Source organism: Mycolicibacter engbaekii, from assembly GCF_002101585.1.
GTDB classification, from domain to species: domain Bacteria; phylum Actinomycetota; class Actinomycetes; order Mycobacteriales; family Mycobacteriaceae; genus Mycobacterium; species Mycobacterium engbaekii.
In genome coordinates this window covers 20193-41905 of the sequence record NZ_LQOT01000041.1, presented here as the reverse complement: position 1 = coordinate 41905, position 21713 = coordinate 20193, and the positions used below count along the sequence as shown (strand labels likewise).

The 21713-nt window shown below is 68.4% G+C and carries 18 protein-coding genes and 2 pseudogenes; 13 read left to right on the top strand and 7 right to left on the bottom strand.

Features of this window, described 5'->3' with window-relative positions; all coding sequences use genetic code 11:
• Nucleotides 1-4 precede the first annotated feature (4 nt).
• Nucleotides 5-955, top strand: coding sequence for a nucleoside triphosphate pyrophosphohydrolase (locus tag AWC02_RS12150; RefSeq protein ID WP_085129014.1), 951 nt, complete (start codon nucleotides 5-7; stop codon nucleotides 953-955).
• Here the strand turns inward: AWC02_RS12150 and AWC02_RS12145 are convergent.
• Entirely contained in the window at nucleotides 940-1587 is a 648-nt protein-coding gene (locus tag AWC02_RS12145) for a LysM peptidoglycan-binding domain-containing protein (protein WP_085129013.1), read from the bottom strand. The two genes, AWC02_RS12150 and AWC02_RS12145, sit on opposite strands and share 16 nt — an antisense overlap.
• Before the next feature lie 23 nt (nucleotides 1588-1610).
• Nucleotides 1611-2114 (bottom strand): LysM peptidoglycan-binding domain-containing protein, encoded by a 504-nt coding sequence (locus AWC02_RS21955; protein WP_085129012.1) that lies wholly within the window; start codon nucleotides 2112-2114, stop codon nucleotides 1611-1613.
• A 214-nt stretch (nucleotides 2115-2328) separates the two neighbouring features.
• On the opposite strand from AWC02_RS21955, the gene AWC02_RS12135 reads away from it, so the two are divergent.
• The 5 genes from AWC02_RS12135 (at nucleotide 2329) to AWC02_RS12115 (ending at nucleotide 7646) form a co-directional block, all read left to right on the top strand.
• Nucleotides 2329-3642 carry a phospholipase D-like domain-containing protein gene (locus AWC02_RS12135; protein ID WP_085129011.1) on the top strand — a complete coding sequence of 438 codons (1314 nt, stop codon included), beginning with the start codon at nucleotides 2329-2331 and terminating at the stop codon, nucleotides 3640-3642.
• Nucleotides 3643-3766: 124 nt separating this feature from the next.
• Entirely contained in the window at nucleotides 3767-4813 is a 1047-nt protein-coding gene (locus AWC02_RS12130) for a M4 family metallopeptidase (protein ID WP_085129010.1), read from the top strand.
• A gap of 16 nt (nucleotides 4814-4829) precedes the next feature.
• Nucleotides 4830-5093, top strand: coding sequence for a protealysin inhibitor emfourin (locus AWC02_RS12125; RefSeq protein ID WP_085129009.1), 264 nt, complete (start codon nucleotides 4830-4832; stop codon nucleotides 5091-5093).
• 23 nt (nucleotides 5094-5116) lie between these two features.
• Nucleotides 5117-6451 carry a hypothetical protein gene (locus AWC02_RS12120; protein ID WP_085129008.1) on the top strand — a complete coding sequence of 445 codons (1335 nt, stop codon included), beginning with the start codon at nucleotides 5117-5119 and terminating at the stop codon, nucleotides 6449-6451.
• Nucleotides 6452-6542: 91 nt separating this feature from the next.
• Nucleotides 6543-7646, top strand: a complete 1104-nt coding sequence (locus AWC02_RS12115; RefSeq protein ID WP_133055635.1) for a hypothetical protein — start codon at nucleotides 6543-6545, stop codon at nucleotides 7644-7646.
• Between the two features lie 10 nt (nucleotides 7647-7656).
• Here the strand turns inward: AWC02_RS12115 and AWC02_RS12110 are convergent, their stop codons facing one another.
• The gene (locus AWC02_RS12110; protein WP_085129006.1) at nucleotides 7657-8493 is read right to left on the bottom strand and encodes a DUF5995 family protein; all 837 of its coding nucleotides are present in this window, start codon (nucleotides 8491-8493) and stop codon (nucleotides 7657-7659) included.
• Nucleotides 8494-8651: 158 nt separating this feature from the next.
• Between AWC02_RS12110 and AWC02_RS12105 the strand changes: the two genes are divergently transcribed.
• Nucleotides 8652-9224, top strand: coding sequence for a peptidoglycan recognition protein family protein (locus AWC02_RS12105; RefSeq protein WP_085129005.1), 573 nt, complete (start codon nucleotides 8652-8654; stop codon nucleotides 9222-9224).
• Between the two features lie 75 nt (nucleotides 9225-9299).
• Nucleotides 9300-11045 carry a DUF6345 domain-containing protein gene (locus AWC02_RS12100; protein WP_085129004.1) on the top strand — a complete coding sequence of 582 codons (1746 nt, stop codon included), beginning with the start codon at nucleotides 9300-9302 and terminating at the stop codon, nucleotides 11043-11045.
• Between the two features lie 86 nt (nucleotides 11046-11131).
• Here the strand turns inward: AWC02_RS12100 and AWC02_RS12095 are convergent, their stop codons facing one another.
• From AWC02_RS12095 to AWC02_RS21950, 3 genes are all read right to left on the bottom strand, one after another.
• Nucleotides 11132-11452, bottom strand: coding sequence for a protease inhibitor I42 family protein (locus AWC02_RS12095; RefSeq protein WP_085129003.1), 321 nt, complete (start codon nucleotides 11450-11452; stop codon nucleotides 11132-11134).
• A 16-nt stretch (nucleotides 11453-11468) separates the two neighbouring features.
• Entirely contained in the window at nucleotides 11469-12284 is an 816-nt protein-coding gene (locus AWC02_RS12090) for a C1 family peptidase (RefSeq protein ID WP_237160443.1), read from the bottom strand.
• Between the two features lie 275 nt (nucleotides 12285-12559).
• Nucleotides 12560-12718, bottom strand: coding sequence for a hypothetical protein (locus AWC02_RS21950; protein ID WP_165757899.1), 159 nt, complete (start codon nucleotides 12716-12718; stop codon nucleotides 12560-12562).
• Nucleotides 12719-13093: 375 nt separating this feature from the next.
• On the opposite strand from AWC02_RS21950, the pseudogene AWC02_RS22170 reads away from it, so the two are divergent.
• From AWC02_RS22170 to AWC02_RS12075, 3 genes and pseudogenes are all read left to right on the top strand, one after another.
• A pseudogene (locus tag AWC02_RS22170) lies at nucleotides 13094-14854 on the top strand (peroxidase family protein); the annotation flags it as partial.
• Nucleotides 14855-14911: 57 nt separating this feature from the next.
• Nucleotides 14912-15982 carry a catalase family protein gene (locus AWC02_RS22165; RefSeq protein WP_085129121.1) on the top strand — a complete coding sequence of 357 codons (1071 nt, stop codon included), beginning with the start codon at nucleotides 14912-14914 and terminating at the stop codon, nucleotides 15980-15982.
• Between the two features lie 49 nt (nucleotides 15983-16031).
• Nucleotides 16032-18632, top strand: a complete 2601-nt coding sequence (locus AWC02_RS12075) for a LuxR C-terminal-related transcriptional regulator (protein ID WP_085129002.1) — start codon at nucleotides 16032-16034, stop codon at nucleotides 18630-18632.
• A gap of 24 nt (nucleotides 18633-18656) precedes the next feature.
• On the opposite strand, the gene AWC02_RS12070 is transcribed toward AWC02_RS12075, so the two are convergent.
• Nucleotides 18657-20171: a PPE domain-containing protein gene (locus tag AWC02_RS12070; protein WP_085129001.1), complete on the bottom strand. Its 1515-nt coding sequence runs from the start codon at nucleotides 20169-20171 to the stop codon at nucleotides 18657-18659.
• A 104-nt stretch (nucleotides 20172-20275) separates the two neighbouring features.
• On the opposite strand from AWC02_RS12070, the pseudogene AWC02_RS22600 reads away from it, so the two are divergent.
• Both AWC02_RS22600 and sigC read left to right on the top strand, forming a co-directional pair.
• Nucleotides 20276-20923: pseudogene (locus AWC02_RS22600) on the top strand (DUF2275 domain-containing protein); the annotation flags it as partial.
• Between the two features lie 174 nt (nucleotides 20924-21097).
• Complete coding sequence (sigC, locus tag AWC02_RS22595; RefSeq protein WP_237160452.1) at nucleotides 21098-21658, top strand: RNA polymerase sigma factor SigC; 561 nt, start codon at nucleotides 21098-21100, stop codon at nucleotides 21656-21658.
• Nucleotides 21659-21713 lie beyond the last annotated feature (55 nt).

The window sequence follows — 21713 nt, the reverse complement described above, 5'->3', positions numbered from 1 at the left end:
CACGATGACCGTCGTGCTGGTGGACCCGCGCCGGCCCACGCTGGTGCCGGTGGAAGCTCTGGCGCTGCTGTCCGGGGAGGTGGCCTACACCGCGGAACTGCCGATCGCGGTGCCCTGGTCTCTGCCGGCCGCGCATTCGGTGCTGTCCGCCGCCGACGATCCGCAGGCCCCGGTGCTGCTGTCCTCCGACCGCGACCACCCCGCCGTGCTCGCGCGCCTGGCCGCCGGGGAGCCGCTGATCGCCGCGCCCGATCCGGCGCCGGGGGAGCGGCTGATCGATGCCGTCGCGGTGATGGACCGGTTGCGCACATCCGGGCCCTGGGAGGGCGAGCAGACCCACGACTCGCTGCGCCGATTCCTGCTCGAGGAGACCTACGAGCTTTTCGACGCGGTCCGCAGCGGCGACGCCCAGGAGCTGTGCGCGGAGCTCGGCGACGTGCTGCTGCAGGTGCTGTTCCACGCCCGCATCGCCGAGGACGCCCCCGAGCATCCGTTCTCCATCGACGACGTCGCCGACTCGCTGCTGCGCAAGCTGCGCAACCGGGCGCCCGCGGTGCTGGCCGGCGAGGAGATCTCGCTGGCCGAGCAGATGGCGCAGTGGGAAGAGCGCAAGGCCTTGGAGAAACTGGAAAACACGGTGAACGCCGCTGGCGGCGCCTCGATCCTCGACAATGTTCCGACCGCACAGCCGGCCCTGGCGCTGGCCGGCAAGGTGCTGCAACGCCTGGCTCGCGCCGGTGTGCCTGCAGACCTGATTCCCGAGGCGATCACCACCGTGACTGTGTCCGCCGGCGGGGATGCCGAAAACGACTTGCGCACCGCGGTTCTGGAGCTCATGGACGCGGTGCGTGCCGCCGAGAGGGCGATCATCGGCGAACCCACCGAGCAGCAGTGGCGCGCGCACTGGCCGGCGACGGCGCCCGCGGATCCTGAGCCGCGTTACGAGGGAAAGTAGATCACCTGGTTGGCGAAGAGCGCGGCCGGTTCACCGATGTGGTTGGCGGCCGCGACGACCGAGGCCCGGGTGTTCAGATCCGCGTCGCCGTATTCCTCGCGGCACAGTGAGACCAATGTGTCGCCGGCGATGTGTCGCCGCCGGTTGAGCCCGGGAACGATGAGCACCTGGCCCGGGTCGGGTTCGGTGTTGGTGGGAAGGTTGTTCGCCAGCGCGATCACGATCGCGAGGTGATCGTCGCCGTACCACCGGGCGGCCAGCCCCTCGAGACTCTCCCCGTCGACAACCGTGTGGTGTCCCACATCGGCCAGATCGGGCAGGTGCAGCCAGGCGCCCTGGTGCATCTCGCGCTGGGCGACTCCGTTGACGATCTCCCAGATCAACTGCACATTGGTGTCGTCGGTGCCGTAGAACTGCTGGGTGATCTCTTTGCGCGTCGCCCCGGAATCGGGTGTGGTCACCCGCTGCCGATACGTCACATACGGGATCAGCAACTGTTGGCCCGCGACGATCAGATCCGGGTTGGCGAGGTGGTTCTGCCGCGCGATCACCGGATACAGCGTGCCGTCGCCGTACTCGCGCCGGGCCAGGGCGAACAGGGTGTCGCCGGGCTGGACTTGGTAGGTCTTCATGGTTGTTCCTTTCTTGGTAAGGGCTAGGGAATCCGCAGGACCTGCCCGACGCGGATCACGTCGGGGTCGTCGATACGGTCTCGGTTGGCGACGAAGAGCCGATGCCACAGGTTGCCGTCGCCGTAGCGGTCCTGTGCGATCTTGAACAGCGTGTCGCCGGTGACCACACGGTGCAGCGCGAAACTGTAGAAGGGCTCGCCCAGCAGCGGGCGCCCGAACGTCAGCGGCACCGAGACCGTGAAGTCGTTCTCGGGCAGTCCGCTGGGATTGTCCGAGTGCACGGTCAGCATCCCTTCCGCGGTTGCCGGCACCGGGTAGCTGACCGTGAAGGCGAACAGCGTGTACCCGAATCCGGTGTTCGGCACGAACATCGGCGTCACCGTCGTCAGAACGGTGCCGTTGCGGTCGGTCAGGGTTGCCGAACCGACGACGGCCTCGACGGCCCCACCGAGCCCGCACAGGACGAAACTGTCGCCGACGATGTCAAACGGTTGCGGACTGCGAACCGTCAGTCGCGGTATCTGCATGGCAGGAATCCTTTCCCTCTCCGGCCCATCCTGAGGCGGCCTGCGCCGGCGGCACACGGGTAGTGGACTACTCGATTCCCTGCGCCGGGCGGGCCTGCCCGGCCCGGGATCGCCGGGATTTCGGGTAGTCGGCTACTCGCGTCACGGCCGGACTGCCGCGCGAACATCGGTATCAACCGCTTCGCGATCTCTGCCAGACTGAAAGGCACTCCTCATGCCCATGTGGATCGAAACAGCCGGGGCCGCTGCGCCTTTTCCGGTGTCGCTGGTGGACCGGCGGTGTCGCCTGGGGGACTACACCAGGCAGACCATCCCCGGTGTCAGCGTGCACAGCGAGGTCATCGCCTACGCGTCACCGGACTCCACCTACGCGGTGACCAAAAGACTCCTCGACGCCGCCACCCGGTCGATCCTGATCGGCATCTACGACTTCTCCGCCGTCTACATGAAGCAGCTGCTGCTCGACGCGCTGGCCCGCAAAGTGGTGGTGTCGCTCATGCTCGATATCGACAGTCCCACAGAGACCAGGCTTTTCCGGGAACTTGTCGACATGGGGGTGGTGGGCGTGCCGGCGCCGTCGTGCGCAAACCCCAGTGTTCACGTCTTCGCGTCCGCGCACGAGAAGGTCATCGTGATAGACGACGAGTGGACGCTGGTGCAAAGCGGCAACTACAGCGCCAACTCCATCCCGCTCAACGAGGCCGACGGCGGTGGCGGTCCGGTGTTTCGCACCGGGAATCGGGACGCGGGCCTGGCGGTTCGCTCCCCGGAACTGGCCGCGCTGTTCACCCGGATCCTGACGCGCGATATGGCCGAGGTGCCCGCGGTCGCCGCCGAAGGACTCGGCGAGCCGCCGCAACCGGGGATGATCCTGGTGGAGCGGGCGCCGACGGACCGGCCGTCGCAACTGTTCGCCAGCCGCACGTTCGAACTCGACGCGCCGCTGAGCATCCAGCCGGTGCTCAGTCCCGACAACTACCTGGACGTGATACCCGCGCTGATCCGCACCGCAACGCACTCCATTGTCCTTGAGCAGCAGTACATCAGGGCCGACCAGCCCCAGGTCCGGGTGCTTCTGGACGCCATCGCCGCGGCGCGCCGGCAACATCCGGAATTGGAGGTGCGCATCGTCCTCGGCAAGATCTTCGACCGGTCGGATCTGCCGCGCGAATACCGCAACCTCGATGTGCTCGCCACGGACTACGACCTCAAGCTGGACGCCAACATCCGTTACATCAACACCGATCAGCTGGTGCACTGCCACAACAAGATGATCGTGATCGACGGTGCGGCGGTATTGGTGTCGTCGCAGAACTGGTCGGACTCCGCGCTCACCAAGAACCGTGAGGCCGGCCTGTGGGTGCCGCACCCGGGGATCGCGCAGTACTTCGCCGAGATCTTCGCGACCGACTGGGACAGCGCATTCACCAGCCCCGAGCAGGGACTCGGGCAGGACCGGCTGACCCGTGCCGCGCTCGCCACCGGCGGTTTCGTGCGTGTCGAGCCCGCCGACTACGACGAAGTATGAGTCGGCAGTGCCGATTTCGCGTAGTCGGCTACTCGTGACCGCAACCGGTGACCGCGCCGAGCATAGGCGGTGTCCACCAATGGAGCGCCCTGGACCAGGGCGCCTGAGCAACCTGGAGGCTGTCATGGACGTACGGTGCGGTTGTTTCATCGTTCCCCAGCACGTGCTGGACGAATTTGCCGCCGACGAATCTCTGTCCGCCCGGTCACGCCAGGCGTTGCGCGACACCGGCACGCTCGAGCCGGTATGGCGCCGGCTCAGGACCGCGCAGATCCGCGCCGGCCAGGCCGGCATGCTGCCGATGGGTGCCGCGGTGTCCGGCGCGCTGGCGTCCCAACCGGAAGCGACGGTGTTCAACTGCAAAAACACCCGGTCGCTTCCCGGCGCGCCGGTCCTCAACCCGGACTCGTCGTCGGATGCCACCGCCGGCCGCGCCTACCGCGAGACGCTGGCCGTGGCCGACTTCTACGCCCAGTGCTTCGGACGAAACTCGGTCGACAACGCCGGCATGACCCTGGTCTCGTCGGTCCACTACGACGTGCGTTACTCCAACGCCTTCTGGAACGGCACCCAGATGACCTACGGCGACGGTGACGGCGAGATCTTCATCGATTTCACCGCGTCGACCGACGTGATCGGACACGAGTTGACGCACGGTGTCACGCAATTCACGTCAGGCCTGAACTACACCAACGAGGCCGGCGGGCTCAACGAGAGCGTCTCGGACGTGTTCGGCACCATGTTCCGGCAGTGGCGGAAGAACCAGACTGTCGACCAGGCCGATTGGCTGATCGGAGCCGACATCATCGGGCCCAAGGCCGCCGCGAAGGGCTACACCTGCCTGCGCGACATGGCCGACCCCGGCGCCCAGCACTGCCTGTCCCGGCAACCCGCGCATTACCGCGACTACGTACCGGGCGGCGATCCGCACACCAACAGCGGGATTGCCAACCACGCGTTCTACCTTGCCGCCAAGGCCATTGGCGGACAGTCCTGGGAGAAGGCCGGCAAGGCGTGGTACGCGGCACTCACCAGCCCCAAAGCCTCGCCGAACATGAAGATGAAGGCATTCGCCAACCTGACGCGGTCGGCGGCAAAGTCCTTGTTCGCGACGGATTCCGCTGTATACAGTTCAGTTGATGCCGCGTGGGAGGCGGTCGGCATCGCGTAGCGCAAGCGGGGCACCCATGAACGAATACGTCATCGAAAGGCGCGGCGGTCTGGCCGGATTGCCGGCCACAGGTCGCGTGGCGGCCGACGCCCTGGATCCCGAGTCCCGGGCGGCGCTGGACCGCCTGATCGACAGTGCGGCGCCGCTGCCGCCCGATCCCGGCGCTGATCGCTACACCTATCTGGTGACGCGACGAACGGCGGCCGGGGAGACCAGCCGGGAGATACCCGAAAGCCTGCTACCGCAGTCGGTGACCAGGCTGGTGCGAGAAGCGATCTAGCGCAACACATCCAAGGAGCACCGGTGATCACGCTGCAACGACACATCGACGATGCCGGCGGTCACGCGGCCGGCGCAGATCAGGTGGCCGACCTGGGCGCGGTGCCCAGACCGCTGCGCGTCGTGCTGGTGGTCTGGGTCGGACTCGACGCCGCACTTGTGCTCGGATTGGCGGTCCGGAATGCGACCCTGACCAGCACCGCGTGGGACCTGATCGGCACGGCCCTGCTGACCGCGATCGGCATCACCTGCGTGCTGGCATCGATCCAGATCGCGAAGAGATCGCGGGGCGCGGCGCTGACCGCCACAGTGAGTCAGATCTTCATCGCGGGCCTGGCCGTCTATGTCTGGATGGTCGATCAGCGCAGCCCGGTAAGCCAGCTCCTGGGCGTCACGGGCATCGTGTTGGTGATGGGCGGTATCGCCCTGTGCTGGGTGCTCTACCTGGGCCGTTACGCCCGCGGTGCCTTCAGTCGGGGCGCGGCCGTCGCTGTCGCACTGTTCCCGCTGGTAGGTCTGGGTCAGTTCTGGATGCAGACCGAATACCTGCCGGCGTCCGCACGTCCGCTCGTCGACCTCAACGCCGAGCTGTCGCCGACGGGCTCGACCGGCCCGATCGTCCACCTGTCGGCCACCGTGACGCTGCACAACCGCGGCTCGGTGCAGGCGCAGGTGCCTGCGGGGCTGATGCGCGTGACGGCATATCCGGTGGGAACACCGGAAGAACCGGCCAGCACCGAAAACCTGCTCGCCGGGCTGACACCGCTGGGCCGGGCCCTGCAGGGCGAGTACCGCCAAACCCCCAACCGTGCCGTGGACTCCCAGCTGCTGTACGCCAACCTGTTTGCGGCCCCGTATGACTACACCTTTCTTTCGCCCGGGGGAACGGTGCAGCACAAAGTGGTGATCGACATCGACTCGCGCAAGGTCCGGCTGGTCCGGCTGACGGTGAATGGAGTCGTGGTCACCCGCCTGATACTCAACGACACCCACAGCTGCTACCCGCCGCAGACCTCGCTTGCGCGCGACCCGTTCGCGTTCTTGGACGAGGCCGGCACGATCCACGACTTCGGCGAAAACAAAACCGGCGTCTTGTGCGCCGAATCCCGTTTCGCCTCCACCAGTGCAATCCAGGATCTGGTCGCCGATCATCCGATGTCGAGGATCTACGTCGTGGTCGATCCGCCGGCACCGACCATGGAGGCACCCTCGCTGATGACGTTCTACGGCATCCGCGACACCATCGACGATCCGCTGCGGCACATCGACACCATGGACCAGATCGACAAGGCCAATCCCACCGCAATTCTGATCAGTTCAGCAGAGTATGTGCCGTCGGATGCCGATGTTGGGCGCTGACGCGGCTGAATTCGGGTACGGCGCTACTCGTGCCGGCCGGCGACGATCAGACAGATAGTGGGACACGGCCACCATCGGAAAGGGATGCGCCATGACCCGCTCACCAGGCAACCGCGCGAACACCGATGCTGTCGTTCGCTGGATGGACACCGGCGCCGGCAGAACCGATCCGGAGCCGACGGCGCTGGCGCCCATCACGCCGGCGAAGCGCAGACTGCACGCCGCGTGGCGAGAATCGGCGCAGAGCCGGATCGTCGATCTCGATACCGAAATCGACTGTCTGATAGATCAGTTGGGCGGCGAGATGTCCGCGGCGCAACGACGCCGGCTGGGCGTGGCCAAGGGCAGGCTGCGCGCCGCTGACGCAGCCGTCAAAAGCCGTCCGGGATTGCGCTACGCCTGGACGGGCGTCGATGTCGCCCGGGCGCTGGGGCACATCAACGCGGTCGAAATCACCCTCACCGCCCTGTCGCCGCCGGACGCCGTCGCCGCGAAACTGCCCGACATCATCGCCGACGCAGCGCTGCTGCTCAAACCGCACGACGCCCGGCTGGACGACCTGCGCAAGTACGCCGCGAAAGAAGCCCTCACCGACCAGGACCGCGGCGCCATCGCCCAGGACGTGCGGGCCATCTACGCGGCCTGCGCCGACGAACACGTCCGGACGCGCAGCTTTCGCAATCTGCTGTTCGGAGCCACCTTCGTGCTGACGCTGTTCGCTGTCGGAATCGGGCTACTCGGCTGGTGCGCGCCCGGCTGGTTCGCGCTGTGCGCCGCCGATCACCCGCCGGCAGCCACCTGCCCGACCGGGGGATGGGCGCCCACCGGCGGCGACGTCTTCTTAGTCGAACTCATCGGACTGTTCAGCGCGGGGTTGCTGGGGTCGATCGCCATTCGCCGGATGCGTGGCTCCTCGACCCCCTACGCGGTTCCGATGGCCTCGCTGCTGGTGAAGCTGCCGACCGGGGCGCTGACGGCATTGGCCGGGCTGCTGCTGATCCGCGCCGGGGTCCTGGGCCCCGACGTCGCCGCCGCGGGCCGGGCGCAGCTCGTCGCCTACGCGCTGATCTTCGGCGGCTCGCAGCAGGCCTTCACCAGGCTCATCGACATTCAGACCCAGAACGTGCTCGACAGCATTCCCAGCCGCAACCGCGACGCGGCCAAACCCGACCACGCCAGCCCGGACGGGCGGTGATCCGCCGCCGTCACAGCGCGATCCGGATGGGCGTCGCCGGGGTCGCCGCGATCGCGTCGAGCACCCTGATGTTGCCCGCGATGTCGCGGCTTTCCCGCTCGGCGATCTCGCGGACGACCGCCTGCGACACCGGGGACAGCGCAGCTGCCTCGAACACCGACACCACCTGGCCGGCCACCCAGCGGTCGCGGACCCAGATCGTGGGGCCGTGTGCGATGACCGGCTCTCGCGCCAGCAGTGACGCGAAGCGCCACGCGCTGTCGCGCAGCGCCCGCACCGCGGCGTTGATGGCGAACAGCTCGCCGGACCCCAACAACGCATACAACTCGCCCAGGGCCGGTGACAGCTGGTTCAGCCGGGCGACGACGTCGCTGACCTGGGCCGCCAGCACCGCATTGATCGCGGCGAAGTCCTCACGCAGCGTCCACAGCGCCGGTCCGGGTGAAACCTGGACTGCGGCGATACCCAGATCCAGTGCGATATGTGCGGTGACCCCGGCGACCAGGTGCTGCACCAGGATCGGGTCGCCCGCGCTCGCGGCGCCGAATGTCACCGCCCAGGAACGGGTCGGTCGCGGGTACCGCTGTGGATGCAGGTGCCCGTTGAGTGCGTCGAAGTAGCGGTTGGCGAATGCGACGTCGAACCGCTCCATCCGGGGGCCGTCGGCGAACACACCCTGGGCAATGGCCGTGCGCACCGCGATGGTGATCCGTTTGTACAGTGCCGCAAAGTAGCCCAGGCGGCTCGACGTACCGATCGACCACTCGACCACGGCATCGATGCTGGCGATCACCTCGTCGAGTGTGGTGGCCGAGGGCAGGTCCGGTGGGGGCGCAAAGGAGTTCATCTTTCCGAGGATCCACCGGTGGGGCCGCGGTCCCTAGCGTAGTCCGCTACGTCACTTGTTGCGCTGCAGCACTTCGGCGCACAGGCGGGTAGCGCACTACTCGCGTGCGGGGAGTGCGAGCGGTCCTAGCGTTGTCATCGAGTACGGAAGGGGCGCAGATGTCTTCGATCAATCCGTTCTGGCTGCCCGACGTGCTGCGCCGCGAAGGGCTCGATGTCGTGGAGTTCCCCCGTTGGCGGTTCCGCGGGTACGGCGACTTCACCGACATCTGGGGCGTGATCTGCCACCACACCGGTGCCGACGAGGCGCCGCCGGAGCGCATCGCCGGTGGCACAGCCGGGGTGAACGGCCCGCTCGCGCAGCTGCACCTGGCTCAGAACGGCACGGTCACCGTCGTCGCAGCGGGCACCGCGCGGCACGCCGGCTCGGGACGCTATCCGGGCCTGCCCGCCGACCGGGCGGATGAGCACACGATCGGCATCCGCGCGGTGAACACCGGCACCGAAGGCTGGGGACCGCCGCAATATGACGCGCTGGTGCGCTGCTGTGCGGCGATCCTGCGCAGACTGGGCCGGCCCAGCACCCATGTGCTGGCGCATCGGGAGTGGAACCCGCGCAAGTGGGACCCGGGTGCACTCGATGTGGACCGCTTGCGCGCGGACGTCGCCGCACGCCTGAGCGCACCGCAGGCTGCCTACGAAACCTTCGGCAGCACAGGCGAAGGCAGGTAGTCGCCTACGCTATGGGCGCGTTTTCGGCCGATCGATGATCGGGGTTGGAAGTCACCACCCGAGATTGGAGTCGATATGCCCACTAAGAAGGCCGGACTGAAGACGCTGGCCACAACCACAACTGAGCCCCCGGCCACCCGGGCCGCGTCGCGCACGGCGCACAACGGGAACGGAACCGCACGCATGGTTTTCGGTTCGGCGTCCGGGGACAACCCGCAAGGGGCGACGCCTGCTGCGGTTGCGGCCGACGGCGACGCACGCGGCGGCGCCAATGCCTACGGTGCCTTCTCGGTCGAAACCTTCGCCGACGCGGGTTCGCTGATGTACACCCACGAGGATGCCGCCGGTTTTCTCGGATACGTCGGCAAGTTCACCGCACCCAACTTCTGGTACAAGGACGGCAACGTCCAGATCTGGTCCTACTACGAGGACTTCGACGACTGGCAGGACACCTATGGCATGGACGCGGTCAACGTCGCCTACCATTCCGGCCACGGCGGCCGCCGCGCGGACGGCAGTGTGTGGTTCCCGCTGGGCGGCAACTGGAACAACCAGGGCACCAATGCATGGGCGTCAAACATGCGGCTGGGCAACGAACGGGCCAACTACCTGTTCTGGTCCACCTGTTTCGCCTGCCCCGTATACGCCCCGCTGAACCCGATCATCACCTGGAACTCGGCGAATCTGGGCTTTCGCATGCTGTTCGGCTTCGAGACCACGAGCGTGGACGACGGCAATTACGGCAAGTACTTCTTCGAGGAATGGAATAAGGGGAAGTCCTTCAGCACCGCCTGGATGGACGCCAGCTGGCGGATCTCCCACGGCCAGGTGCCGTCGGTCGTCGCCTGCGGCGCAACGCAGGCCGAGGCCACCGACCGCCTCAACAACGAACGTCTGTTCAACTTCGGGCACGTCAGCAAGAACTGGTGGCAGTGGCGCTGGTACTACGCGTCGAGTCTGGCACCGGCGAATCTGAGTACGCGCGAACGGCAGCTCACCGTCCCGGCCGATGTTCGCGGCGCGCGACTGCGGCCGATCGAGGTCAGCCCGAAAGCCCTTCGCTCAGCGGTCGAGCGCTTCGGGGTACGGGTCAGCATTCCCCGCGAGGTCGCGGTGTCGGCCACCGGCGCGTTCCGGATCGGCGACGGGGATGCCCGGCTGGCGTTCGGCGCCGACGGGTCGCTGGAAGCGCAGCTCGAGCACCACAACGACAGCAACCACGACCAGATCCCGGTGAGCCAGGCGGCGGCCATCGCCCAAGAGGCCCTGGGCCTGTACGGGTTGACCCGTGACGCGGAGCTGGTCTTCGACAAGGTCCAATATGCCGCCGAGGCCGGCGGCAGCGCCAACGGCGACGGCGAGTTGCTGGACCCGGTGGTGACCGGCACGACCGTGACGTTCAAGCAGCTGATCAACGGTCTGCCGGTGGTCACCCCCGGTGCCGGCGAGGTGCGGGTCTGTGTCGACAACGACGGCACGGTGACCCGGGTTGCCAGCTCGGTGCGCACCGTGGACCGGCTCACCCGCGGCGTGGGCGGCGGCAGCCCGACCCCGACCCCGGACGGCGCCGAACAATCCGCGCGGGTCACAGCCGACCAGGATCCGGTAGAGCAGCGCCTCGGGGCGTCGTGGGCGCAGCACATGGCGCGCTGGGCCACCAAGGGCCAGATGCCGGTGGGCTATTCGCTGGTGCCCGGCACCACCGAGGTCGGCTACGCCATGCAGCTCGACCAGGCGGTGCTGGTGGCCACTCGTGAGATCGAGGTGGACTTCGGCAACGGCCTGTTCAAGCGCTACCGCGTGGAGGCCCCGCTCGACTAATTCCACCGCCGCGACGAAACCCGGGTTCGGCTGAGGCGAACCCGGGTTTCGTCGTCTGTCGTCGCCCTACAGCGATGCCGCCTGAACTACTCCGATGACGCCGCGATCTCGACGGAGAAGCGGGTGAGCACGCCGGCGTCGCCCTCCCAGCTTCGCCGGTAGTCAAGCCGCAGGACGCTTTCGCCCGGCGCCCGCACCCGCAGCTGAAAGCAGGCCACGCCGGCCGAACCCGTCGCCCCGGGATAGTCGCCGTAGGTTTCGGTGAGCTCCAACAATCGCTCATCGAGACTGTCAACGCCCCAGCGGTAACCCGCTGGGGCGTTTTCCGGCAGTCGTAGCTCGATCGTGTCACCGACCCGCACGTCGATGCGGCGGCCGTCGTCACGCTCGGTCAGGCTGAGTGCCATCTTGGGCGTCTCGTGATCACAAGGCCACCCCGTAGCTCTCGTTGAAGAAGGCGCCGTTGATGTACTCCGGGCTCGCGTAACCGAAGCCGTCGTCACCCCAGCCGGTGCCCCAACTGTTGCGCAGGATGAAGCGTCCCTCGTCGGTGTAGCCGACCACCGTGACGGCATGGCCGCCCCGGACGGTGGCGGGCTGGAACTGATCCAGCTTGCCGCCCGTTGTCGCCGCGTTGTCCCATGTCGCATCCACGTTGAGGCCCACCAGGATCGGGCCGTGCTGGCTCAGCCAGGCGCGCCAATTGTCCAGATTGAGCTGCAGGTTGAAATACGATGCGATCTTGTGCGTCGCGGCGGTGGCGTAGAAGGTGTTCTCGTTGCCGGAGTACATCGCGGTGTTGATCTTGAAGGGCAGCATGGACTCGGGCACCGCGCCGTAGTTGCGCAGAATGTCGGCCGCCGCCTTCAGCGTGGTACCGGCACCTTCGATCATCGTCTCCGGCCGGGAGGTGAACTGGTCGGTCTCCTTGGACGCCATCCAGGCGAACCGCGGTGACAACCTCTCCGTCTTCGCCAGCCGGCCGGCCGTCACGAACATGTACCGCGCCACCCCGTCGGTCGACGCCCAGCCGACGCACGATCCGGTGTTGCCCTGATCGCCGATGCCCCACCACGAGCTGCGCAGGTCCACGCTGGCCGGCAGGGCGGCCGGGGCGCCGAGGACCCCCGCGGCCAGCGCGTCGGTGAACTTCCAGTCGGTTTGCATGCTCTTCGGCGGTGTGGGAACCAGATTGCAGATCCGCTTGCGTTCCCGGCGCCGGGTTGCGACCTTTGCCATTTCAGTGACCTCCTGTGATCGGTCCGGGCGGGATGCCCGGGTAGGGCTCCAATCATCTGGAGCGCAAAGGGGATTCAGCACGCGTAGTGGGCTACCTCAAATTGAGGCCAGCGCGCGTCACGTGGCGAGACCGCACCTGTCCCGGCGTGCTCATATCGCGGCTCAGTCCTCGAAATGACGGTCGTAGTCCCAGCGCTCAAGCCACAGCTGCGCCTCATGCGCTCCGCTGGAAAGGAGCAGGATCAGCACGGCCACGCAGCTGGCGGCGATGACGCTCATAGCCGGTACATCTCGCGCGCCATGCGCGAGGGCTCCAGGTAGTCGCGTACGCGCGGGTACCGCGCCGGTGGGTCGGGCAGGCTGGGCAGCGACGCCAGTGCCCGTCGGGCGATGGCCATCAGTCGGTGGCCGGCGCGCAGACGCGGCAAAGCCACCGGTACCGTCCCCGGCAGCGTCGCCCCTGCGGGAAGAAAGCGGGGGCCGGCAGCGGTACGGAATTAACCGCTTCGACAATTGCGGCGGTTCGCGGTTGCGATAACACAGACATTTCAATTTCTCCTGACATCGTCGGACTGGTGATGCGAGAAAATTAGGTCCGCCGGGCTACCGGGGGCACGAGTGGCGCGCTACCTGACTTCCGCCACGGTTGACCACGAATCCCAGGTAAAGGGGTGTACGCGCGCCCGGGAATCGCCGAAGATGAAGTATTCGAATACTCGTGTTCGGTGCGCTGTGACGTTTCACGATCGATGAGGGCGGAATCGGCGCAGAAAAGAACACAGAGAGGCGGTATCGAAGTGCGCGCAACAATGTCGCGGTTGATGTCGAGAGCCGCAGAAAAGGCCGATCGCACGATCGGGTGGTCACGCCTGCCGAGGCCGTTGGCCCTCGCCGTTCTGGTCGGGCTGCGCCATCAGCTGCGGGCATACAACCTTTACGACGCCGGGCGTGGCGCCGCCGACCGGCCGCCCGATGACGGGCCGGTGTTCGGCAACCGCCTGGGCGCCCGCACTCTCAACGGCACCTGTAACGACGTCGACGACCCTCTGATGGGTTCGCTGGGAAGCAGGTTCGGCCGCAACGTTCCGCCCGAGTACACCTACCCCGAGGATCCCGAGGCGCTGCTCGAGCCCAATCCGCGGCTGATCAGCCGGCGACTGCTCGGCCGCGACGACTTCCAGCCGGCGACCACACTGAACCTGCTGGCCGCCGCGTGGATCCAATTCGAGGTCCACGACTGGTTCAGCCACGGCACCGTCGACACGCAGCCCTGGCAGATCCCGCTGCACGACCACGACCCCTGGCCGCAGCGGCCGATGACCATCAAACGGGCGGCACCGGACCCCAGCCCCGACCCGCAGGGTCCGCCCACCTTCGTCACCGGGGAGACCCACTGGTGGGACGCCTCGCAGATCTATGGCTCCACACCGGAATTCTGCGCGGCACTGCGCACCGGCCACCACGGTCAGCTCAAGCTCGACCAGCTGGGATTGCCGCCGATCGAACTGGAGCGCCATCTCGACCTGACCGGCGCCGCCGGGAACTTCTGGGTCGGCCTGGCCATGTTGCACTCACTGTTCATGCGCGAGCACAACGCGATATGCGACCGGCTCGCGCAGTGCTACCCGCAGCTGGGCGATCAGGAACTGTACGACAAGGCCCGGCTGGTCAACGCCGCGCTGATCGCCAAGATCCACACCATCGACTGGACACCGGCCATCATCGCCCACCCCACCACGGTGCTTGCCATGCGGGCCAACTGGTTTGGCGTTCTGGGGGAGCGGTTCCGGCGCCGCTTCGGGCGCATCACCGACAGCGAGGTGCTGCAGGGCATACCCGGATCGCCCACCAACCACCACGGCGTTCCCTATTCGCTCACCGAGGAATTCGTGGCGGTGTACCGCATGCATCCGCTGATCCCCGACACCTTCCTGTTCCGCTCGCTGGCCGACGACTGTGTCGTGGCCGAACACGAGTTCGCCGATCTGACCCTGCGGCACGTGCGTGAGCGGCTGGACGAGATCCCGATGGCGCACCTGTTCTACTCATTCGGCCGAGCGCATCCCGGCGCCCTCACGTTGCACAACTTTCCCCGGCAGCTGCAGCACTTCGAGCGCCCGGACGGATCGCTGATCGATCTGGCCGCCACCGACATACTGCGGGTGCGTGAGCACGGCGTGCCCCGCTACAACGAGTTCCGGCGCCTGTTGCGCCTCAAACCGGTGTCATCGTTCGACGAGCTGACCGACAACCCGGTGTGGGCGCAGGAACTCCGTCAGATCTACGCGGACGTGGAGCAGGTCGACCTGATGGTCGGGCTCTACGCCGAACCCAAGCCCCGGGGATTCGGCTTCAGCGACACCGCATTTCGGATCTTTGTACTGATGGCATCGCGGCGACTGGCCAGCGACCGCTTCTTCACCCGGGACTTCCGGCCCGAGGTCTACACCCAGGCGGGCTTGGACTGGGTCGCCGACAACGACATGCGCAGCGTGCTGCTGCGGCACTTTCCGGCACTCGAGCCCGCCCTGGCCGGCGTCGCCAATCCCTTCGCGCCCTGGCACCCCGTCGGCGCGCCGCCGTCCGCGGCACCGAAGGCGCCCGCCGGCGGCGCCGCGCCGGACTACGTGCGCTACCGGGAGGACCTGGAGCAGCCACGGCCCGACGAGAACGAGGTGATCGAGCGGATCACCGCCGCACTGCGCCACAACAACGAACGGGCCTACCGCAAGTTCAAACACGGACTGCGCGACGCGCACGCCAAGAGCCATGCGATCCTGCGCGGCGAACTGTCCGTCTACCCCGACCTGCCCGAGGAACTGGCGCAGGGCCTGTTCGCCGCACCCGCGACGTACCCGGTGATCGCGCGGATCTCCACCACGTCCGGGGTGCTGCGCAGCGACCAGATCCGCGGTGTCCGCGGACTGGCGATCAAGGTCCTCGGGGTGCGCGGACCACGGGCCCTGGCCGACGACGATGCCACGACACAGGACTTCATCATGGTGACCCACCGTGAGTTCCTGTTCGCCGACGCGCACGCCTACCTCGCGCAGGGCATGCCGACCGCTCGCGTACTGGCGATGCTGCCCGACCGCGCGCTGTGGGCGGGCAGCGAGGTGCTGGCCGCGGCAACCAAGGTCGGCATGCGGCTGCCGCCGAACCTCGCGGTCTTCATCGCGCCCAACACCCACATCCTGGGCGAGACCTTCTTTTCCTCGGCGCCGCTGCGCTACGGCGACTACGTCGCGAAGATGCTGTACGCGCCGTTGTCGGACTCGGTGAAGAATCTGCAAGGCCGGCGGGTGCCCCGCGACGCCGGCCCGGAGGCCCACCGGGACCTGATGATCGATTTCTTCGCAGACCAGGGCGCCGAGTACGAGCTGCGGGTGCAACTGTGCACCGACACCGCCACGATGCCGATCGAAGACGCCACGGTGGCGTGGCCGGAAGAGGAATCACCGCACCGGCCGGTGGCCAAGATAACCTTTCCGCCCCAGAATCCCTGCAGCCCGCAGCGCCGCGCCTTCGGCGACGATGTGCTGTCGTTCAACTCCTGGCGGGCATTGGCAGATCACCGGCCCCTGGGCTCGATCAACCGCCTCAAGCTGCAGGTCTACGAGGCGTCGAGCCAGTTCCGCCATCACGTCAACGCCGCGCCGCGCCTCGAGCCGGTCGACATCGGGCAGCTGCCGGATTGATCGGATTTGTGCTGGTGACGTGCCCGGGGCCGACTTAGACTATCTATCCATGGCAGGCGGGTGGCGGCTGCTTGATCGCCCCGCGGAATGCGAGGCGATCCGGTCCTGTCTGACAGGTGAGGACTGTCGCGGTGTCGTGCTGGTGGGCTCCGCCGGAGTCGGCAAGACGACCTTGGCCCGCGCCGTCACCGCATCGCTGCCGTCCCGGGTGCACTGGGCGGCGTGCACGGAGTCTTCCCGCAGCATCCCGCTGGGGGCGTTCGCCCAGTGGGTGGAGGCGTCGGCGTCGCGCGACCCGATCGCGCTGCTGACCTCGGCGCGGAAATCCCTTGTCGCGGAAGGCGACACCGTCATCGGTGTGGACGACGCGCACCTGCTGGACCAGCTGTCGGCCACCCTGCTGCACCAGCTGGTGGTGGAGGGCGCGGCGCGGGTGGTGTGCACGGTGCGCAGCGGCGAACCGGTGCTGGACGCGGTGACCGCCTTGTGGAAGGACGCGCACCTGCAGCGCGTCGAACTGCACGTGTTGTCCAAACAACAGTGTGTCGCGCTGGTCGAGTCGGTCCTCGGCGGGACGCTCGAGGGGCTCAGCGCCGACGTCATGTGGGAGTCGACGGGCGGCAATCCGTTGTTTCTGCGACACCTGGTCGAAGGCGCTGTCGACGCGGGAACCTTGACCGAAGTCAACGGTGTGTGGCAGCTGCGTGGGCCGACCAAGGTGCCGTCCGGCCTGGCGGCGTTGCTCGACGAGCGTCTCGATCGCGCCGGCACGGAGGTTGTGGGCGCCTTAAAGCTGCTGGCGCTGTGCGAACCACTGGACATAGACGCGCTGTGCGAGCTGGCCGGGGAGGAGGCGGTGGACGCCGCCGAGGTGCAGGGGCTGATCCGCGTCACACAGGACGGTCGGCACCTCAGCGCCCGGTTCAGCCACCCGGTGTTCGGCGATGTCGTGCGCCGCCGGATCGGCACCGCGTCTGCCCGCAGCCTGCGCGGCCGCATCGTGAAGGTCCTGCGCGAACGCGACCTGGATTCGGCCGCCGACCGTATCCGGCTGGCCCACCTGTGCATCGACAGCGACCAGCAGGTCGACATGGACTCGCTGATCAGCGCGGCCAAAGATGCCATCTTCTTGTCGAACCTGCCCCTGGGGGAGCGGTTGGCGCGCTCGGCTTTCGAGCGGGGCGGCGGCCTGCGTGCCGCCGAGCTGCTGTCGCGGGCACTGTTGTGGCAGGGGCGCCCGGTGCAGGCCGACGAGATCCTCACCCGTTTCGATCCCGCCCACCTCGATGAGCTGCAGCTCGTGCAGTGGGGCATCCCCCGGTTGTCGATCCTGTTCTGGTCGATGGGCGATATCGCCCAGGCCACCGCGCTGCTGGAACTGCTGCACAGCCGCGTCGAACACCCGGCCCTCAAACTCATCGTGGACGCCACCGGGTCGGCGATGGCGATCCACCAGAACAAGATCGAGGAGGGGCTGGCCGCAGCCGAGCGGGTGCTGGCGGACCCGCACGCGCCCAAACAAGCCGTCGACTTCGCCGCGTTCGGTGCGGGCCTCGCCATGCCGCTGGCGGGCCGCGGCGGCGAGTTCGCGCCGATCGCCGCCCGGTGCCGCGCCGAGCAGAAGGCCACCGACGGCATGCTGCGCGGGATGGTGCGATACGGCGACGTGCTCGCGCTGACCTGTATCGGGGAACTCGACCAGGCCGATCAGCGGGTAGCCGAATACACGCAGTTCTCCTCGGCCGGCCAGTTCGTCGGGTGGGCCATCGCCAAGATCATGGCCGGCCTGGTCGCGACCTACCGGGGCCGATTCCGCGACGCCATCTCCTCGATGGAGCAGGCGATCGCGGCGTTGGCCGCCGAGGCCTCGCTGCCCTGGCAGCTACCGGCACGGGTGCTGCTGGTGCGCGCGTATGCCGCGCTGACCAACATCGACGAGGCGGAGCGGGTGCTCGAGGCCACCCAGGAACACACCGGCCCGCATGAGGCGCTGTGGGAACCCCAGCTGATGATCGCCAAGGCGTGGCTGGCCGCCGGGAAGGGCGGCCAGCGCTCGGCGGTCGACTTGGCCGGTGCTGCCGCCGATCTGGCCCGCACCTCGGGCCAGTGCGCGGTCGAAGCCGAGGCATTGCACCATGCCGCCCGGTTCGGCGACCGCACCGTCGCGGGCCGGCTGGCGACGTTGGCCACCCGCGTCGGGGGGACCGTCGCGGCCTGCTATGCCCAACACGCGCGTGCGGTGGGCACCTCGGACGCGGCTGCCCTGGACGCGGTCAGTGTGGAATTGGAAGCCGCCGGCCTGGTGTTGAGCGCCGCCGACGCCGCCGCGCAGGCGGTGCCGCTGTATGAGCGTGCCGGTAAGCGGCGCCGCAGCGCGGAGTCAGCGGCGCGGGCGCTGCGGCTGGCCACCCAATGCGACGGGGCGATGACGCCGGCCATCAGAGCCGCCGCGCGACCGCTGCCGGTGACCGCCCGCGAGCGTGAGATCGCGGCCATGATCGCCCGGGGCCTGTCGAATCGGCAGATCGCCGAGCGGCTCACGGTGTCGGTCCGCACGGTCGAAGGACATATCTACCGGGCGTGCATCAAACTCGATATCGCCGATCGCGACGAACTGGCCAAGATCGTCTGGCAGGAGCCCGCCAGTTAGCCACCGCCAGCGTTGTGTCGGTGCTCAGGCCGAGCGCTCGTCCCAGCCTCCCGGCAGCATCGGCACGCGCGGCTCGGTGTCGAGTCCGTCGCCGGTGAGCACCGCGATGCCCGCGGCCTGCCGGCGCCCGTCGGCGGCCGTCCCGGCGAAGCCCAACGGCCCCGCGCCGGAAGCCGAGGCGCTCGCCGTCGCCGGCGGCGCGTCCCAGTCCGGGGTCACCGAGACGTTCATGTCCATGTACTCGTCGCCGAACCCGCGCTGTTTGGCGCGCCGGCGCCGGCGGCGCTGCTGCGCCAGCGTCAGCCCCGCGGCGTCGGCGGGCGCGTCCTGGTCTTCGGCGGCATCCTCCTCGGCACCGCGGGAACGCCGCGCACCGCTGGAGCGCCGCGCCGGCGACGCAACGCTGCTCACCAGATACATGCCGGAGGTCGGCCCGAAACCGACACCCGGCCCGCCGCCGGCCGCACCGCCCGCCGGCATCCCGGCGCTGACGTTGGCCGGCGCGGCCTGAGCGGCCGAGGAGATCGGCGCGGACGAGGGGGAGGCCGCGGCACCTGCCGGCACGGGGGCGCCCGCGGCGACCGGTGTGGCGGCACCGGCCACCGGCAGTGGCGACGGCTCGGGCATGTGGTCGAGCGCGCCCACCGCGCCGATAGCGCCGAGCGCACCCAGCCCGGCGGCGGCGGCCAGGGCGGGCGCGGAGGCCAGGACGATGGGGATCGCCATCTGCACCGCGATCTGCCCCAGCGGCCACAGCAGCGTCAAAGTGTGGAAGGTGGTCCAGCCCAGGGCCCCGGCCAGAATCGGGGACATGCCCGGAATCTGCAGCAGCATCTGGCTGACCGAGCTGGCGAACGGGAACGCCTCGATCGGATATCCGTCGACCCCCAGCAGCGACCACAGCCACTTGGCGATCGGGTCCGCGAAGCCCATGTTGTACTGCCGAAGCAGATCGGCGACTTGTTGTTCCCAGCTCACCGGTGGGGCGGCCTCGGCGGCCGACGCCAGAATCGGCGGTGCGGGCGCGGCCAGCGGAACCGAGGCCAGTGCGGCCCCGGCGATGCCCTGGTAGAGCGTCATCATCTCCGCGGCCTGCACCCACATGCGGGCGTAGTCGGCTTCGTTGAGGGCGATCGGGATGGTGTTGATGCCGAAGAAGTTCGTGGCCACCAGCGTGGCGTGCACGGCGTGGTTGGCGGCGAGTTCGGCCAGCGTGGGCATGCCGGCCAGCGCGGTGGTGTAGGCCGCCGCCGCCGTGCGGTGCAGGTTGGCCGCGATGGTGCTGGTGACGGCGCTCTCGGCCAGCCAGCTCAGATACGGTTGGTGCGCAGCCGCGTACTCCAGGGCACTGGGTCCCTGCCAGGTGCTGGCCTGCACGCCGGCCAGCACCGCGTCCAGCTCGGCGGCCACCTCGGCATATTCCGCGCTCATCGCCGTCCACGCCGACGCCGACTCCAGCAGCGGACCGGGCCCGGGGCCGGCGCTCAGCAGTGCCGAGTGCACCTCCGGCGGCGAGGCCAACCAGACGGGTGCGGTCATCGAACACCTCTCCTCACATGTCTGCGATTCAGTTTGCTCTTTGAGTAGTCGCGGCGAGGTCCGGTTCGGTTCCGTTCGAATCAACCTTTGTGTCCGGGCGCCGAATGAGCGACTATGTCGGCATGCGGTGCGAGGTAGTGCGCGAAACTCTGTCGTCGCTGCTGGACGGCGAGCAGCAAGGCCTGCCCGCCCAGCAGGTGGACATGCACCTGGCGTCGTGCCGTAGCTGCCGGCGCTGGCTGGTCGGAGCGGCTGCCCAGGCCCGGCGGCTCAGCGAGATCGACCACGGCACCGAAGCCGGCCCCGACCTGGCGGCCCAGATCCTGGCGGCCGCCGGAGTGACGTCGGTCACCGGGATTTCCGGTGATGACCGCTGGGCGCACTGGGGCGTGCGACGGCTGGCGCTGATCGCGGTGGGGGCGCTGCAGGTGGCGATGGCGCTGGCTCAGATCGCGGGCGTGCACTTCGGCATGGTCTCGTCTCACGGCCACGGAGCAGCCACCGGCGCGCATTTGCTGCATGAGTCCACCGCATGGCTCTTGGCGCTCGGCGGGGCGATGATCGCCGCCGGCGTCTGGCCCTCCCTGGCGGTCGGCGTTGCGGCAATCTCGGGAGTATATGCGCTGGCACTGGGCGGTTATGTGGCCATCGACGCCTACCACGGACAGGTGACGACGGCGCGTGTCGCCAGCCACCTGCCGGTGCTGATCGGTTTGGTGTTCGCTTTGCTGGTGACGCGGGAACGGGTCGGTGACTCGCACCCGCGCGCGGCCCGTGAAGACGCCGACGGGCCCGCCGCGGGCAGTGCTGCGGTGGCGGCAGTCGCCCGCCCCCGGCGCCGTCATCTGCGGTCGGTCAACCACGCGGGCGGCTCTACGACCATGCGTCGTAATCAGGTCGCGAACCCGGGTCTAAAGTTGTCGTCCATGGCGGGAGCTGAGCGAGTCGACGACCACGCTGTCACCGCACTCGCCGTAGCTGCCGCGGCCGGCGACGCGCGTGCGCTGGAATCGTTCATCAAAGCCACCCAGAGCGACGTCTGGCGCTTTGTCGCCTACCTGTTCGACGGTGTCAGCGCCGACGACCTGACCCAGGAGACCTATCTGCGGGCGATCAGCGCGATCCCGCGGTTCGCCGGCCGTTCCAGCGCCCGGACCTGGCTGCTGGCCATTGCCCGGCGGGTGGTGGCCGACCACATCCGCTACCTCAAGTCGCGTCCGCGCACCGCACCGGGAATCGACCCCGAACTGCTGCTCGACCGTGACCGGCCCACTCGCGGCTTCGAAGACGTCGTCGAGGTGACCGCGTTGATCGCCGGGCTGTCGACCGATCAGCGCGAGGCATTGCTGCTGACCCAGCTGTTCGGGCTGTCCTACCAAGACGCCGCCGAGGTCTGTGGCTGCCCGGTGGGCACCATCAGGTCCCGGGTCGCCCGCGCACGTGACGCGCTGCTCGCCGAGCCCCAGCACGGTGAGCTGACCGGTTAGACCGCCGGGTCCGCGCGGGCGGGCCAAGATTCGGCCGGGCGTGTAGCCCGGTCAG